This window comes from Nonomuraea sp. bgisy101 (genome assembly GCF_057708945.1).
The window spans coordinates 33,786-48,878 of the sequence record NZ_JBYITD010000055.1 but is presented as its reverse complement, the minus strand read 5'-3'; the positions used below and the strand labels follow the sequence as shown (position 1 = coordinate 48,878).

General features: G+C 69.9%; 11 protein-coding genes and 1 pseudogene. 1 reads left to right on the top strand and 11 read right to left on the bottom strand.

The features are described from left to right. Positions 1-165: 165 nt before the first annotated feature. From AC3EO4_RS51630 to AC3EO4_RS51580, 11 genes and pseudogenes are all read right to left on the bottom strand, one after another. Entirely contained in the window at positions 166-984 is an 819-nt protein-coding gene (locus AC3EO4_RS51630; RefSeq protein WP_431903500.1) for a MerR family transcriptional regulator, read from the bottom strand. 38 nt (positions 985-1,022) lie between these two features. Continuing rightward, entirely contained in the window at positions 1,023-1,529 is a 507-nt protein-coding gene (locus tag AC3EO4_RS51625) for a VOC family protein (RefSeq protein WP_431903497.1), read from the bottom strand. A 661-nt stretch (positions 1,530-2,190) separates the two neighbouring features. Beyond that, on the bottom strand, positions 2,191-3,765 hold the full coding sequence (locus AC3EO4_RS51620) for an OmpA family protein (RefSeq protein WP_431903495.1): 1,575 nt from the start codon (positions 3,763-3,765) through the stop codon (positions 2,191-2,193). Between the two features lie 64 nt (positions 3,766-3,829). After that, positions 3,830-3,937: pseudogene (locus tag AC3EO4_RS51615) on the bottom strand (RidA family protein); the annotation flags it as partial. Positions 3,938-4,425: 488 nt separating this feature from the next. Beyond that, positions 4,426-5,094: a hypothetical protein gene (locus AC3EO4_RS51610; protein WP_431903492.1), complete on the bottom strand. Its 669-nt coding sequence runs from the start codon at positions 5,092-5,094 to the stop codon at positions 4,426-4,428. Positions 5,095-5,969: 875 nt separating this feature from the next. Further along, positions 5,970-9,401 (bottom strand): AfsR/SARP family transcriptional regulator, encoded by a 3,432-nt coding sequence (locus tag AC3EO4_RS51605; protein WP_431903490.1) that lies wholly within the window; start codon positions 9,399-9,401, stop codon positions 5,970-5,972. A gap of 360 nt (positions 9,402-9,761) precedes the next feature. Beyond that, positions 9,762-10,238: a hypothetical protein gene (locus AC3EO4_RS51600; protein ID WP_379578357.1), complete on the bottom strand. Its 477-nt coding sequence runs from the start codon at positions 10,236-10,238 to the stop codon at positions 9,762-9,764. 302 nt (positions 10,239-10,540) lie between these two features. After that, positions 10,541-11,383, bottom strand: coding sequence for a PHP domain-containing protein (locus AC3EO4_RS51595; protein WP_431903506.1), 843 nt, complete (start codon positions 11,381-11,383; stop codon positions 10,541-10,543). A gap of 267 nt (positions 11,384-11,650) precedes the next feature. After that, complete coding sequence (locus AC3EO4_RS51590; RefSeq protein WP_431903486.1) at positions 11,651-11,947, bottom strand: hypothetical protein; 297 nt, start codon at positions 11,945-11,947, stop codon at positions 11,651-11,653. 2 nt (positions 11,948-11,949) lie between these two features. Further along, entirely contained in the window at positions 11,950-13,008 is a 1,059-nt protein-coding gene (locus AC3EO4_RS51585; RefSeq protein WP_379578360.1) for a serine/threonine-protein kinase, read from the bottom strand. Positions 13,009-13,225: 217 nt separating this feature from the next. Then, positions 13,226-14,002 carry an SDR family oxidoreductase gene (locus AC3EO4_RS51580; RefSeq protein WP_379578362.1) on the bottom strand — a complete coding sequence of 259 codons (777 nt, stop codon included), beginning with the start codon at positions 14,000-14,002 and terminating at the stop codon, positions 13,226-13,228. A 200-nt stretch (positions 14,003-14,202) separates the two neighbouring features. Between AC3EO4_RS51580 and AC3EO4_RS51575 the strand changes: the two genes are divergently transcribed. Then, positions 14,203-15,075, top strand: a complete 873-nt coding sequence (locus AC3EO4_RS51575) for a helix-turn-helix transcriptional regulator (protein WP_379578364.1) — start codon at positions 14,203-14,205, stop codon at positions 15,073-15,075. Positions 15,076-15,093 lie beyond the last annotated feature (18 nt).

Below are 15,093 nucleotides of genomic sequence, written 5' to 3'. Positions count from 1 at the left end.
ACAGGGTGTGGGGCGCCGACGATCCGGACGCCCGGCCTCGGCGGCCTCGCCTGGTTCACGCAGCGGATTGGCGGCCGCGCGGGCGGCCACGCCCATCCCGGACAGGGCGGCGGCCGTCATGGAGTGTTCGCGAGTGGGTCTGACGCGGGGGAGCAGCGCAACTCGTCAGGTCCAGGTCGCCGAATCCGGGTCGATGCCTCGATCGCGGGCGTTGGCGTCGATGACGTCACGGAGCCAGACGGTCAGGCCTGGCTCGATTGCGTCGTAGTAGGCCGTGAAGCCACGATCGGCGGCGTACTTCCTTCCCAGGCAGACCTGCATCGAAAGGGTGCAGTCGAAGTACGCGACCATGGAGGCCCTGTGTCGTTCTGCCAGAGCGTTGGCTTCGGCGCTGCCTGGCCTGACGCCGGCGCGCTTGGCTGCTGCCAGGTCGTGCTCGAGCGTCGTGATGTCGTCGGCGATCCGCTGCCAGTCCTCGGGGGTCATGCCCGCGGCGCGCTCGGCGTACTGTGCCCATTGAGCTGTGTCGCCCCACCGGTCACGTGCGCCCGCGGCCAGTGACGGCTTCCAGCGCTGCCCGAAGATCGCGACTTGTTCCTCCGGGGAGAGCAGGATGCCGGCACGTGCGGCTTCGATCATGCGATCGACCGCGTCGACCATCGCCTGCAAGCGGGAGATGCGATCGAGGAGCTGGGCACGCTGTTGTCTCAGCGGCACGGTCATATCGACCGTCGGAGCATCGAGAAGTTGACCGATGTCGTCGAGCGACAGACCGAGCTCGCGGTAGATGAGCACCCGATGGATGCGTGCGACGTCGGCCGCGGAGTAGAGCCGGTAACCGCCGGTGGTTCGCCCGGACGGGCGGACGAGCCCGATCGCGTCCCAATGATGGAGGGTGCGGACGGTGACTTCCACGTGCGATGCCGCGGCCCCGACGGTCAGCCCCCCGGGTCCCGCGGCATCGTCCATCGCGGTGTCGGTCACGCTGTCGAGTCTGACATGCGCGTCTGACCTACGCGGTTTCACCCCTTGGGGAGCGTGAAGCCGTTTGCTTCGAGGTAGCGTGCCTCGGCGCTGTCGAGGTCGAGGGGACGGACCGCAGTCATGATCACACGAGCGTTCTCCGGCGTGATGACCTCCAGTTCTACGGTGTTCCACGGAGTCTGTCGCGGTCCCGTCGTGCATCCGGGCACCAGTGCGGTGCACGCCTGCGCGATCTCGTCGACCTGGCTCAGCACGCAACTGAAGCCGATGCTCACCGTTGAAGGGGCCGGCAGGGCGCCGGTCGGGACGAGCAGAGCGTCTTGGAACGCCCACCGTCGAAGGTGCGTGACCTGGCCCGGGACCGTGAACAGGTCGATGAAACCGAGCCCGCGGGTCCAGAAATCCACGGACGCGGCCAGGTCCGGCGCCGGCACGGTGACGAACATCGGCATGCCGTAGATGCCCCGGTAAATCTCAGGTGGCGTCGCGTCGGGCCCGGGCGGAGGGACGGGGCTGATATCGAATGCCTCGTAGTAGTCGGTCATGCGTTCATCGTGGTGCCTGACGCAACGTCAGGGTCAAATCCGGATCAGCGGACCGGCGGGCGGCGTGGGCATCAACGTCGCAGTGCAGGACGCGGTGGCCACCGCGAACGTGCTCGGTCCCGCACTCGTACGGCCGGGCGCCCCCGACGAGGCCGACGCCGCCCAAGTTCAGTCACGCAGACAGCGCGCCGCGCGGATCACCCAGACCTTCCAGCTCGGCATCCTGCGCGACCTGTATCCCGGGAAGCTGACCGACGACACGACCGAGCACGTGCCGGCGATCTTCACCGTGTTCAGGACCCTGCCGCCGCTGCGTCACGTGATGGGGCGTTCATCGGCATGGAGGTACGGCCCGAGCACACCACGGGGTGAGCCCCTCCCCTCCTCGAAGATCAGCGATGGGCTGCGTGCCGGTAAATCCGGCCTGCCAGTGCGGGGGCTTCGGACGGGCGGGGCCGGGTTCGACGATGGTCGCGGTGGTGTAGACGCCGGGCGGTACGTCGACGGTGAAGGGTCCGCGTACATCGTGGCCCGCCCTACCTGGAGCTGGTTCAGGGCGCAGGTTCTGAACGTTTCCCGCCGGGGCGCCCTGGCCGTCGCGTCGTGCAGCCAGACGTCTGAGCCCAGGGGTACGGCACGGCATGCCGTACCCCGGACGCGGTTACTGGACGGGCACCTGGAGATCGCGGAAGGTGGCGACCTTGACCTTGAGGCTCTGGGCGTCGTCGGGCAGGGCGAACAGGCCCCAGAACTCACGCGTCTGGCCTGGCGCGAAGTTCTCGCTGTTGATGCGGACACCGGAGACGCCGGTGCAGGCGCAGTAGGCGTCCACGCCGTTGTCGGTGACGACCTGGAGGCGGCCGGGCAGGTACTGGCGGCGGGCGGCGACGTCGGTCAGGCGGACGTTGCTGGCGGACAGGTACTTGTACGAATCCCGGTCATCCCGGTCCAGTTCGTGGTACCACGCCTCGGCCGAGCCCTTGTTGGTGATCGTGTAGGTGAGCACGCCCATGCCGCCGGGCAGCCGCCGCAGGCCGGTGATCTCCATGGCGAACGGCTGGCCCTTGGCCGTGACGGTGGCCTTCAGCTCGTCGGCGCCGGGGGCGAGGGTCTGGACGACGTCGTTGGCCGGGTCGGGGGACGCGGCGGGCTTGGGCTTGGCGAAGGTGACCGTGACGCGGCGGTTGCGGCGCTTGCCCTCGTCGGTGTCGTTGCCGTACAGCGGGCGGCGGGAGCCGTACCCCTTGGCCTGGAAGCCGACTCCGTCCCTGGTGAGCACCGCCGACAGGGCGCGCTGTACGGCCTGGGCGCGGCGCAGCGACAGCGGGTCGTTGATGGCGTCGTTGCCGGAGGAGTCGGCGTGGCCCTCGACCTTCACCGCGGTGGCGGGTGAGGCGTCGATGAGCTTGGCCGTCCGGGCCAGGACCGCCTTGGCCCTGGGGGTGAGGGTCGCCTTGTTCACCGCGAACAGCACGTCGGAGGAGAGGTTGACCTGGAGGTCCTTGCCGTCGTCGGCGGTCTCCTCCGACTTGTCCAGGGATTCGGAGGGCAGCAGGATGCTGCGGGTGATGGGGGTGACGGGCTCGGCGTCGGGGTCGGGGAAGTCGCCGGTGGGCGGGTCGTCACTGATGGGGATGTTCGGCATCGGCGGGCCCACGGGAGTGACGACCGTGGTGGCGGCGGGGTTGCCCGAAGGGGCGGGCATGACCCCGTAGATAGTGATCGACTGGCCGGGTTCGATGAAGTAGGGAAGGTCGTCGCGGTCCTGGTCGCTGCACAGGCAGGGGGAGTCGGCGGGCTTGTACGGCAGGATCCAGGTGTGGGCCTGCGCGTCGAGGACGCCGATGCCGGAGGCCCAGTCCATCTTGCCGAGCTCGCGGGTGGGATCACCCATGTCGGCGGCCCAGGTCAGGTCCTTCTCGGTGCCGGTGTTGGACAGGCGGATCTGGACGACCAGATGCTTACCCTTGACGCGGTTGAGGCCGACCACCTCGACCTTGAGGTTCACGTCCTCGGTGCCGCGGGTTTCGGCCAGCGCCTCGCGCGTGTCCTGGCTGGTCGCCGTAGGCGTGGCGGTCGGGTCCGCGGAGGCGGGGGCGCTTGTGGCCGGGGCGCTGGAAGGCGGATCGCTGGGCTGCGCGGGGCTCGGTGGGGCGGCCTGCTGGAACGGCAGCACTCCACACCCGCTCGCCGCGAGGGTGAGTGCGGCGGCCAGGGCCAAAATCCGGGGAGACATGGCGGAGATTGTGCCATGTCCGAAATGCCGGTACACAGACCTTGTCAGAGAAGAGTGCTCACGCTCAGTCACGTGCATCACTGATCGCGGCGACGGCCTCGACCTCGACCAGTTGGTCGTTGTACCCGAGCACCGCCACTCCGAGCATCGTGCTGGGCACGTCGTGGGCGCCCGGTCGCGATCTGTGGCATGAGCTGATCTACCGACTCAGCGGCCGTCGGCTGTATCGCCGCTACCGCACCCGGCGCTACCGGCTGCCCGATGACGCGGGGGTCGAAGTGCAGCGGAACGAAAACGTACGCCAAGCCCGTTCTCACAGGTCAGCCGTGGCACCTGAACGCTGGGCTTCCTGCGGCTCGACTGCGTGCGATCCAACGATCGGCTGCGTGCCTACTACCGCGAGCGGGCTTCGCGCACCGTGGCGACGTCGCCCGTCACGGGCGCACCTGGGCGGCGCGACAAGGAGGGACCGACCACCTGGGGTCAGCCGCTACGAACGGCCGCTCCAGGGCGGGCAAAGAGGCGCCAAAGTCATGCTCCAGCGTGATCACCATGAAGGCGGCTCGCTATCTGTGCTGGCCGGCATGGGCGCAGAAGGGCTGGGTCGCGATGGGCGCGACGCTGGGAACTCTCCTGCCGGACACGCCGCGAATATTGGGATTAAAGGTTCATAGCCAGGCGGCGGGCGGGGGCACACGGCTCGCCAAGGCGTTCACAGTGCTCTTCGAAGCCCGGCGGCAACCACTGACCCGACAGCAGGCGCGGGTGGCGCTTGAAGTATGCCACCGTTGTCATACCGAAGATGTATGACGCCCATGGGGTGTGATACTCCAAAACCAGCCGTGACCCGTCATCCTTGCGCGTGACGATCTCCACGACGCCTTCGCCGGTCAGGTCAATGCCCTCAACGTTCGAGAACCAGACGATCAGATCCGGCAGGCGGGGTCGCTCAAAGTGAACACGGCCGTTGGTGACCGTCAGCCTCCCCACGCCCAGATCCTTGTCCTTGTGGGCGTAGTACTTGCTCATCTCGTCGGTCATAGCTAGCCCGAACTGGGCATATTTGATGTCATTCACACTGCTGATGCCGATCGCATCCCGGTAGGTAGCCCGCTCGTACGGCTGGGGAGCCTTCGACTTCAACCACCGCACCCTGGCCTGCTCTACGGCGACCAGGTTCTCCTCCTTCAGCAGAGGGAACATGCACCCAAGCGAGGGGAGTTCTATACGGCCCGGCCACCCCAACCGGTTCACTCCGATGATCTGGCAGGTCTGCCATAACACAGCCTCGAACGGGTTGAACACGCTCCAGTTCACCATGACGATCATTAAAGCAGTCTGGTCGGGGTTTCGCGTGGTCACGGATCCGAGTGGAGAGGCGCCGCCACCCCACAGACCGAACTGAAAATGGGTGATCAGGCGGAAACCTCCGCCACGCCGAGCTGTTCAGACGACGCAACCGCGGTGTGAGTCAACGAGGTTCAGTCTGACGTACGGGCTGATTGCGACGGCCACCATCCCGGCCAGAATGCTCCGTGGTTTCTCGGCCATTTATCGCCGGAACTTACAACCACAGCCGCCTCCAGCTACAAGGCGGCCAGCGAACGGCTACCGCGACCCCACGTCCTGAACTGGTGCACCGGGGGCTCCGGCTCGGTCCCGTCGGTCAGTCGAGCTCGCCGCAGCCCGCCCGCGAGCTCGGGCCCGGGCGGCCGCGACCGAAGTCCACGCCGACCCCTGGATGGATCTTCGGATCAGGGGTGCGCGGTCATCGCGCTCTTCCAGCAGGCTTGAACCGCACGGATCGGGGTAGATGCCATGGCTGCGCGGCCTTCACTGCGTCCACCTTGGCCTGGGCATCGTCGGATCCCCACCACAGGTGGAATCACCTTGAGAAGGCCGCGTCGATGCATGCCGTAGCCGAAGCTGCAGGCAGCCCGGGGCGGCGCCGAGGCTCGAGGTGCAGGAGAGCCTGTGGCCGGTCGGTCCAAGGAGAGGTGATCACCTCTCCTTGACGATGGCCTCGGCGAACGGCAGACGGTAGGCCTCGGGGTCGAACACGCTCTCGTCGTCCATGGAGAACGTCTCGTACCGGTCCGAGCTCATGATGCGCGGGGTGGCTCCGGTGCCGGCTATTGAGCAGTGCAGAGCTGGGCGATCTCCAGGGACGTGTCCGCCCAGCGGGCGCTCCGCCGTACCGGAGTTCATCGCGGCAGGATGAGGGGCACGGTGCCCAGATCGGCGTGCAACCAGGCGGCTTGCTCGGTTTCGCCCAGCGCTTCGAGCGATCTGGCCTCGTCGAAGACGATCCCGAACCGGCGAGCGGCGGCCAGCGCCCGAGTGGCGGTTCGTCTCGCCGCTGGACGCCGACCGGTGAGGTCGAGCAGCAGCGCCGCGGCCCAGCCCATCCTGGCGGCGGCCGAAGGGGTCCGCCTGGCCAACTCGCCCATGTGGCGCAGCAGTCTCGGAATCGTCGCATCAGCCATCCGCAGCGTCCACAGCACCTCCGCCACCCCCGCCCACGCCTCAAGGGTTCCCCGCAGCGGCATGTCCGGTTGGTCCGCGGCCCTCAACGCGTCATGTACGGCCAGCCGTCCGGCGGTCACGTCACCGTCGAGCAGGCAGAGCCGGGCCTGTATCGTGCCGAGCCGCAGCCGCTGGATCGCCTGTATCTTGCCGCCGGCCCGCGCGAAGTGGTCCTCGTCGAGCGTGGGCAGCGCGAGGGTCGCCTCCTGCGCGGCCTTCAGTACCGTGGCCACCTCGGCCGGCTCACGGTCGGCCAGCCGTAACATCGCCTCGACCTGACCGGTCAGGCACCAGTAGCCGGACAGCTCATCGCCCATCCGCGCCACCGAGATCTCGGCCACCGCCGCCAGCATCGGCGCGGCGTCCGCGTAGCGGCCACGCTGGACCTCCAACTCGGCGAGCAGTCCCTGGCAGTGCTCGGCGAGGCGAGGATCGGCGGGATGCCCGCAGGCCAGCGTCAGGGTCCGCTCGGCCGCGCCGAACCGGCCCTCTGCGACGAGCCGCAGCCCTCGGGCCAGGCGGGCGCGGGAGACGGCGACGGGGTCGGGCACCGCCGCGACGGCCTCGTCGGCGAGGCGGCCGTAGTGGCGCGAGACCCTCTCGAACCCGGCGAGGCCGGCGACGACCGCGAAGTTCGCGTAGGCTTCCGCGCGTTCGGCGGCCCCGCCCGCCCGCTCCGCCGCGTCCAGGTGACGCAGGACCGCAAGCAACATGGTGCTCTGGTCCTGCCGGTGGTAGCCGAGTTCGGCGAGAATCGACAGCGTCCGCGCGGCCTCGGCGGCAAGCGCGCGTTCAGATGCCCTCCAGGCCGCTCCGTCAAGGGGCGTCATGCGGTAGGCCACCTGGCGGGTCACCGTCCCGGCCAGCGCCCCGAGCCTACCGAGCCGGGTCGCCGGCAGCGGCCGATCGGCCACGGCCAACGCATCGGTCAACGACACCAGACTGTCGCCGCCTCGCTCGAACTGGAAGTGAGCGATCCCCGCCAGCCGGTGCCACCGCGCCGACTCCATCCGCCCCGCCCCTGCACCCGCAACCTGCCCGCTCGCGATCATGTCGGATGCGATCGACAGCGCCTCGGCGTAATAGTGCCTGCGCAGGCACAGCGTCCAGTAGTTCTCCGCGAACGCCGCCCGACCGAGGCCGATGTGCCGCCAGGCCAGACGGATGTCGTCCATTTCCGGGTCGATCTCGTCGAGCACGGCCCGATCGGCGTGGTCGCCCAGCCGGGCGGCCCGTTCGCTGAGGAAGCGCGCGTACCAGGCGGCATGCCGGGCCCGCGGGGCGTCGTCGGCGAGCCGGGCGACCGCGCACTGCCGTACGAGCTCGTGCACCCGGTGGCGGCCGTCGCGGTCGCGGCGCACCAGGGAATGATCCGCGAGTCTGGCGATGACCACGGCGGTGGTGGCCGCGACCTCCAGCGCGGCGGCGAGCGTGAACCCGCCGGCGAACACCGAGACGCCCGCCAGGACCTGCTGCTCCGGCACGGTGAGAAGTCGCCATGAAGCGTCGAAGACCTGCTTCATGCTCGCGTGCCTGCCCACTGCGGGCACCGGATGTTCCAGCAGGTCCGCGGGCGATGACTGCCTGCAGGGATCGCCGGGTGGCGCCAGCCGATCCGCGATCTCCTCGCACGTCAGCGCACGCGTCAGGGACGCGGCCAGCTCGACCGCCAGGGGCAGCCCGCCGACGGCCGAGCAGATGCGGGCCAGCGCGTGAGGTTCGGGGTCGAAGTTCGGATCGAGCCGTCTGGACCGTTCCACGAACAGTGCTCGCGCCGAGGTGCCGGGCAGAGCCGGCACCTCGTGGACGTGTTCCGCGCAGATGCCCAGCCTGCGCCGCGAGGTGGCCAGGATCCGCACGTCGGGCGCCGCCGCCAGGATCGCCTCGGCGAGGCTCGCCATGGTGGGCAGATGCTCCAGGTTGTCCAGGATGAGGAGCATGCGCCGGTGGCGTACGGCGGCGAGCAGCAGGTCGCGCGGGGGCCTTGGCGGCGTGAGGTCGACACCGATCCCCTTGGCCAGCGTGATCACGACAGCGTCCGCCTCAGCCGCGGGCGTCTCCGTCGCGGTGGCGCGGTCTTCGGGTGGGCGCAAACCGGCGAACGAGACGAAGAGCGCATCGGTGTCGAAGCGCTCGCTGATGGCGATGGCCAGCCTGGTCTTGCCTACACCGCCCGGACCGGTCAGTGTCAGCAGCCGGACCCGGTGATCGCGCAGTCGCGCCACCGCAAGCTCGATCTCGTCGGCACGGCCGATCAACCCGGTCAGCGGGCAGGGCAGGCGACGCCTCGCGGGCGCACCCGCCTTTGCCACCGGCACGCGCACTCCAGACCCGGCGGGCGCATCCGCCTTTGCCACCGGCACGCGCACTCCAGACCCGGCGGGCGCATCCGCCTTCGCCACCACGCGCGCTCCGGACCCCGCGGGCGCGATCCGCCGCAGGAGCGCCTGCGTGCTCTGGTCGGGTGGCACGCCGAGTTCCTGGTCCAGCACCCGGCGGCACGTCTCGTAGTGGGCGAGCGCGCCCGCGCGGTCGCCCATCGCGGACAGGGCCTCGATGACCAGCCGATGGGCGCACTCGTCCAGCGGGTCGATCTCCAGCAGACTGCGCGCCAGTCGTACCGCGTCCTCACAGTCGCCCCGCTCGCGCGCAGCGCGCGCCCGCTCACGCAGCACTCGCGCCGCCGCGTGCGCCGCCTGCCGGCGGCGCTGGGCCATCCAGTCGTCGAACCGGGGCACATCGGGGATCGTCAAGTCGTCGAGGAAGCCGCCTCGGTAGGCTTCCGGCACCGAGCCGCCCCCGACCAGGTCGTCCCAGTCGAGGGAGTACGGACGGCCGCGATCGAAGGCGACCTGGGCAGGGGTGATCGCCAGGTGATCGCCCACGGCCCGGCGCAGCTCCATCAGAGCGAGCCGCAGGCTCCCACGCGCTTTCGCCTCTGCGCGCTCACCCCACAGCAGGCAGGCCAGGGCCGACCTGGTGTGCGGCGTGCCCTCGACCATCAGGTAGAACAGCACCGCCCGTGCCTTGGCCGACCTCACCGGCACGACGTGACCGTCTCCCCTGGCTATCGAGGACATCCCCAGTACGCGCACGCGCAACTCGTCCATCCGGCGCCCCCTGTCGGCACGGCCCCCGTGACAACGCCACGATCGTAAGCTTCCGCAGGGGTTACGAAGAGGTAATTGTCCGCATATAGGGAGTCCGGTCGGGGCCGGGCTCCGCGGGTCAACCCAGCAGCTGGGGGTTCAGGCCGGTGGAACATTCGCAGGCGAGGGCTTGCGCCGGGGTAGACGATCTGGATGCCGACGGGGAGGGCCGTCCCGTCGCCGGGGCTGACTCGTGCTCGGCTGGCTCGGCACCGCCGGCTCGCCGTGGGGGCACGGTTGGCGCGTGTTGTTCGGCGTCCAGGTGAGCGTGGCCGCCGAAGGCCCCGCCGATTCCTTCGGCGGGGCCTTCGGCCGGGTCGACTACAGCCCGGTCAGCTTGAGCTTGACCTTGTAGGAGTAAAAGGTTCCGTTCATTCCTTCGATGAAGTCCTCCTCGTAGCCGACAGCGCCGACGCCGAGCGGGGCGCACGTGGAGCCGTGGGCGATCACGGAGCCGAGGCTGTCACCAGAGTTGACCCACGGCGGGGTGACCTCGCGCAGGTTGAAGGACGCGGTCCCGGTGCTCGTGACGACCGTGGACGGGTGCCCGAAGTCGGCGGGGTCTCCGTCGTCTCCGGTATCCATGGTGAACCAACCGTTGTTGGGGAACAGGTTCCCGCCGACCAGGAAGCGGAGCTCGTCATGCCCGTCCCGTTCTCCCACGTTGAGGGCGTCGATGTCGTACAGCTCCACGCGGCACGACCCGGCCGTCGCGGCGGCTGGGCTCGCGGCCAGTGCCACCGGTGCGACCAGGCCCGCGGCCAGGGCCAGTGCGGTGATCAGTTTGTGAGAGTGCATGTGTCCTTCTTGGTGTCGGAACGCTCTGCGGCCTTCGCCGAACGTGGCCTCAGAATGGGGTGGGCACCGTGAGCGCACCGTGAGCGCACCGTGAGAGCCCAGGTCAGCGACGGTGCTACGCCGTCAGGTCGCACAGCCACCCGACCTGGTCGCCCGCCGGCGCACCGAACGACCGGCGAGCCGGTGTCGCGGATGGCTGCGGCGGGGCCTCACTACACCCGAGCCCCTGCCCCTGGTGCGTTCCACCTCATCGAGCAGCGCGTCCCCATCCCGCTGTCAACGTCTCCGCACTCAACACCATGTCAGTCCACCCGGCCCCAGATGCCCAGCAGGTCCTTGCCCGGGCGGAAGCCGTGCGCCTCCGCCATGTGCGCCGCTTCCTCGAACCCGTGGGCCACAGCCGACGGCAGGTGCGCGTCGCTCCCGAACGTCACCGCCTGCCCGCCCTCCTCGCGCCACCAGCGCAGGATGGTCGAGTGCAGCGGCAGGCGCGTGTTGATCTCCAGAGCCCTGCCCGACTCCGCCGTCACCCGCAGCGCGTGCCGGAACTCCTCCTCGAACTCCAGCAGATCGAACGCCCCCGCTTGCTGCGTCGGCCAGTAGCGGATCGGATAGTCGATGTGCGCCAGCACGGTGAACACCTCGCTCCGCGCGATCAGTCGGGGAATCTCCGCCAGGTAGTCACGCATGACCGCCGCCGCCGGCCGCCGCGCGAACTGCCCTGGAGGTTCGGTGAACCTGTCCCCGATCGGGAGGCAGTGCAGCGACCCGATCAGCCGATCGAACGGCCCTACCGAGAGCAGCTTCGCGATCTCCTCGGCATGCCGGTGCGGCTCGCCCAGTTCCATGCCACTCAGGATCCGCAACTCCGGGAAGCGCTCTCGGCACCTCTCGATCGCCTCCAGGTATCCGGCCGCGTCGAACCTCGGCGGAGTCAGTTCACCATCAGGTGAGCACACGGTCGCCAGGTGGTCATCCGGGGGCAACCCGTCGAGGTTGACCATCCACACGGTGTGGTCGACATGCTCCGTGAAGGCGATCGCGGGCAGGCCGAGCTCGACCGCCTTTTCGCAGGTGCGCTCCATCGATCCCAGCGGCGCGTCCCAGGACCATTCGCTGTGCACATGACTGTCCGCAGGCAACATCACGACCCTCACCTCTCACCGATCGGAAGATCACCGCACAGCGTACCGAGCGGTCACGAGGGCGAGGTGCCGGACGACGTCGAACCCCTCTGTGGTCCCGACATGGAAGCCCGATCCGCCTAGCCCCCAGTTCGACCAGCGGGGCCCCTATCGCCGAGGCGCCAGAACGTCGGGCGGCTGCGAAAGCGACCGTCGGATCGGGAACGTCATTCTCACGGTTGCATCAGCGCCACAGGCTGGGCCTCAGCAAGCGCTCGGGCCTGGCCGTCAGCGGCGCCGGGCCCGGCGCAGCTCCTGCACGCCGGTGACGATGCCGAAGGCGATCAACCCGGCGAGGTAGGCGATGACGCCGAAGACCACGCCGTTGCCGTCGACGTGCTCCCACTGGGTGATCAGCAGCACACCGACGCCAACGCCGAGCACCGGCTGCAATGGCAGCAGCGTCACGGCCAGCAGGAGGCGGTGCCGCGCCAGGAAGGTGCGGCCCCGCACGGCGATGATCCGGGCGGTGACGGCCACCGCTGCGGCGGCGAAGAGGACGGCGAGCATCGAGGGGAAGTCCATGCTCAGCTCCGTCTCGCCAGCAGGTGCAGCACCAGCGCGATCGCGCCGCCCGCGGCCAGGCCGGTCAGGGTCACGGGCCAGAACGACAGGCCGTCCGTTCCGGGAACGGGGATGTCCGGCCACTGCCGGGAGTCAAGCTCCGCGGCGATCAGGAAGACCACCGCGGCGGCGAGGGTCGTGACGATCTGCGCCGCGAAGGCCAGGCCCCAGGGCCGCTCGCCGGCCGGGTCGGGCTCCTGGACCCGGGTCACGGCCTGCGATCTGGGCGGCGCGGCCTCCTCGCCGACGATGAGCCGCACCAGCCCGCTCGCGTCCGGCCGGTGGTGCGGCTCCTTGGCCAGGCACGCGTCCAGCAGGCCGCGTAACTCCGGCGGGACGCCGGCAAGGTCGGGCTCGTGGTTGAGGATGCGGTTGAACACCGCCGGGATGCTGTCCTGGCCGAACGCCGGCCGCCCGGTCGCGGCGAACACCATGGTGACCGCCCAGGAGAACACGTCCGACTCCGGCCCCACGGCCGCGCCGCGCAGTTGCTCGGGCGACATGTACGGCGGCGTGCCGACCACGGCGCTGGACTGCATGGTCGTGCCCTCCAGCGCGCGGGAGATCCCGAAGTCGATGACGCGCGGCCCGTCCGGCCCGAGCAGTACGTTGCTCGGCTTGAAGTCGCGGTGCACGATCCCGGCCTCGTGGATGGCCTTCAGCGCCGCCGCGGTGGCGAGCATCAGGCGGCGCGTGCCGCCGGCGGCGCGCGGCCCCTCGCGGGCGATCAGCTGCTGGAGCGATTCGCCGGGGATGTATTCGCTGACGATGTAGGGCTGGTTGCCCTGGACGTCGACGTCCAGGATCTGGGCGGTGCCGAAGGGCCCGACCCGGCGGGCCGCCTCCACCTCGCGCAGGAAGCGGCGGCGGTTGCCGGCGTCGTGGGCCAGCCTGGCGTGCAGGAGCTTGATCGCCACCCGGCCGCCTGAAGGGTCGACGCCGAGGTAGACCGCGCCCTGCCCGCCTTCGCCCAGCAGCCCCTCCAAACGGTAGGGGCCGACGTGGGAGGGTTCGGCGATCATGCACCTTCTTATATCAGGCGCTGGTAGTCCGGGGTTGAGGAACATCGGTACCAGCCGTTGGCGCCGGGAATGATCTTGACAAAAGTGGGCTACCGGCCGGTCACGCCCGCCACCATGGCCAGGCGGCGGGCCGGCTCTCTCTCACGGCGTGGTCGGCATCGACCGCGCGCCGGGGCCCGCCTGTGCCGCCGGCGGGCCCCGGCGGGGGCTGGGAGGGTCAGCTGGGCTGGCGAGTGGGCATGATCGTGACCTGCTGCAGGTTCGCGCGCGGCGGCAGCGTGGCGATGAAGCCGACGGTCTCGGCGATGTCCTGCGGCGTGAGCCACTCCATCGTCTCCTTGGAGCCCTCCAGCCACTGAAGCGCGCCGTCGTCGGTGACGTGGCTCTGCAGCTCAGTACCGACGATGCCCGGCTCGAGCGCCGACACCCTCACGTTCTTGGCGCCCAGCTCGGCACGCAGATGACGCGAGAGGTGGGTGACGTACGCCTTGGTGCCGGAGTAGACGGCGAAGTTCGGGAAGATGTTCTGCGCCGCGATCGACGAGGTGTTGATCAAGTCGGCCACGCCACGCTCGCCGGCGGTCTCGACCAGCTGCGGGATGAACGCGCCGATGACGTTCATCAGCCCGGTGATGTTGAGGTCGATCTGACGCTGCCACTGATCGGCGGCCAGCTCCTCGATCGGGGCGGGCAGCATGACGCCCGCGTTGTTGAGCAGCAGGTCTGCGCCGCCCAGTTCGGCCGCCACCCGGCCGGCAGCCGATCGCACCGCCGCGGCATCGGTCACGTCGACGCCGATCGCCAGGGCGGTGCCACCGTGCTTCTCGATCCGGGAGACCAGCTCGTCCAGCCGGTCCGCACGCCGGGCCAGGACGGCGACGCGCGCGCCCAGCCCCGCCAGGTGTTCGGCTGCGGCCTCGCCGATGCCACTGGAGGCGCCGGTGACGACTGCCACGCGGCCGGTCAGGGGCTTGGTAAGGGTTTGCGTGGACATGGGTGCACACCTTCCGAAGGGTGAGGAATCAAGGGGTGGGACCGTGGCCGACAGTCATCGGCCGCATCTCCAGCACACCACCCCTGAGCTCCGGTTACGGGGCTTGAGCAGGCCCTGAGCAGGCAGGTACCGGAAAGGCAGGTACTGGCAGGGCCACCCCGGAAGGAGTGCGCCATACATGGCCGCGCCACACTGGGAGCATGGATCGTAGTAGCGAGCTCGCCGACTTTCTGCGCTCCCGTCGCGCCCGGATCACCCCCGATCGCGCGGGGCTGGCCGAGGACGGCCGCGCCCGGCGGGTGCCCGGACTGCGCCGCGACGAGGTCGCCCGCCTCGCAGGCGTGAGCACCGAGTACTACACCCGTCTCGAACAGGGCCGCGCAGGAAACCCCTCCCCGGAGGTCGTCGAGGCCCTCGCACGCACCCTCCAGCTCGATCTCGCGGAGCGGGAGCACCTCACCGACCTGCTGGCACGGCCCACACCCGCCCGCCGTGCCCCTGCCGATCCGCAGCGGGTCCGCCCAGGCCTGCACCTCATGCTCCAGACCTTGGAGAACGTCCCCGCCTTCATCCTCGGCCGGCGCACCGACGTGCTGGCCACCAACCGCCTGGCGCGCGCGGTCCTGACCGACTTCGACGCCCTCCCCGTCCCGCAGCGCAACCTCGCCCGCTACTACCTCCTGGACCCGGAGGCCCGTGACCGCGTTGGAGACTGGGCACAGATCGCCGCCGAGACCGTCGCCATCCTCCGCCTCGAGGCGGGCCGCCACCCGCACGACCGGCGGCTCGCCGACCTCGTGGGCGAGCTCATCCTGCGGTCACCCGAATTCACCGTCTGGTGGAACGACCACCGCGTCCTGCGCCGCACCCACGGCACCAAGCACTACCACCATCCCGTCGTGGGCGATCTCCACTTCGCCTACGAGTCCTTCCAGCCTCCTGGCGACCCCGACCAGACCCTGTGCGTCTACAACCCCGAACCCGGCTCCGCCACCGCCGAGGCCCTGCGGCTGCTGAGCAGTTGGACCACCCCCAGCCCCCAGGCGCACACCCCGTCCGCGGACGCGCGGTGAGCGCCGAAAGCCCCTGCA

What these genes read in the sequence shown, in the direction of transcription:
- AC3EO4_RS51625 (WP_431903497.1), bottom strand. Translation starts at nt 1,529, where the DNA reads ATGACCGACTACTACGAGGCATTCGATATCAGCCCCGTCCCTCCGCCC.
- AC3EO4_RS51620 (WP_431903495.1), bottom strand. Translation starts at nt 3,765, where the DNA reads ATGTCTCCCCGGATTTTGGCCCTGGCCGCCGCACTCACCCTCGCGGCG.
- AC3EO4_RS51610 (WP_431903492.1), bottom strand. Translation starts at nt 5,094, where the DNA reads ATGATCGTCATGGTGAACTGGAGCGTGTTCAACCCGTTCGAGGCTGTG.
- AC3EO4_RS51605 (WP_431903490.1), bottom strand. Translation starts at nt 9,401, where the DNA reads ATGGACGAGTTGCGCGTGCGCGTACTGGGGATGTCCTCGATAGCCAGG.
- AC3EO4_RS51600 (WP_379578357.1), bottom strand. Translation starts at nt 10,238, where the DNA reads ATGCACTCTCACAAACTGATCACCGCACTGGCCCTGGCCGCGGGCCTG.
- AC3EO4_RS51595 (WP_431903506.1), bottom strand. Translation starts at nt 11,383, where the DNA reads ATGTTGCCTGCGGACAGTCATGTGCACAGCGAATGGTCCTGGGACGCG.
- AC3EO4_RS51590 (WP_431903486.1), bottom strand. Translation starts at nt 11,947, where the DNA reads ATGGACTTCCCCTCGATGCTCGCCGTCCTCTTCGCCGCCGCAGCGGTG.
- AC3EO4_RS51585 (WP_379578360.1), bottom strand. Translation starts at nt 13,008, where the DNA reads ATGATCGCCGAACCCTCCCACGTCGGCCCCTACCGTTTGGAGGGGCTG.
- AC3EO4_RS51580 (WP_379578362.1), bottom strand. Translation starts at nt 14,002, where the DNA reads ATGTCCACGCAAACCCTTACCAAGCCCCTGACCGGCCGCGTGGCAGTC.
- AC3EO4_RS51575 (WP_379578364.1), top strand. Translation starts at nt 14,203, where the DNA reads ATGGATCGTAGTAGCGAGCTCGCCGACTTTCTGCGCTCCCGTCGCGCC.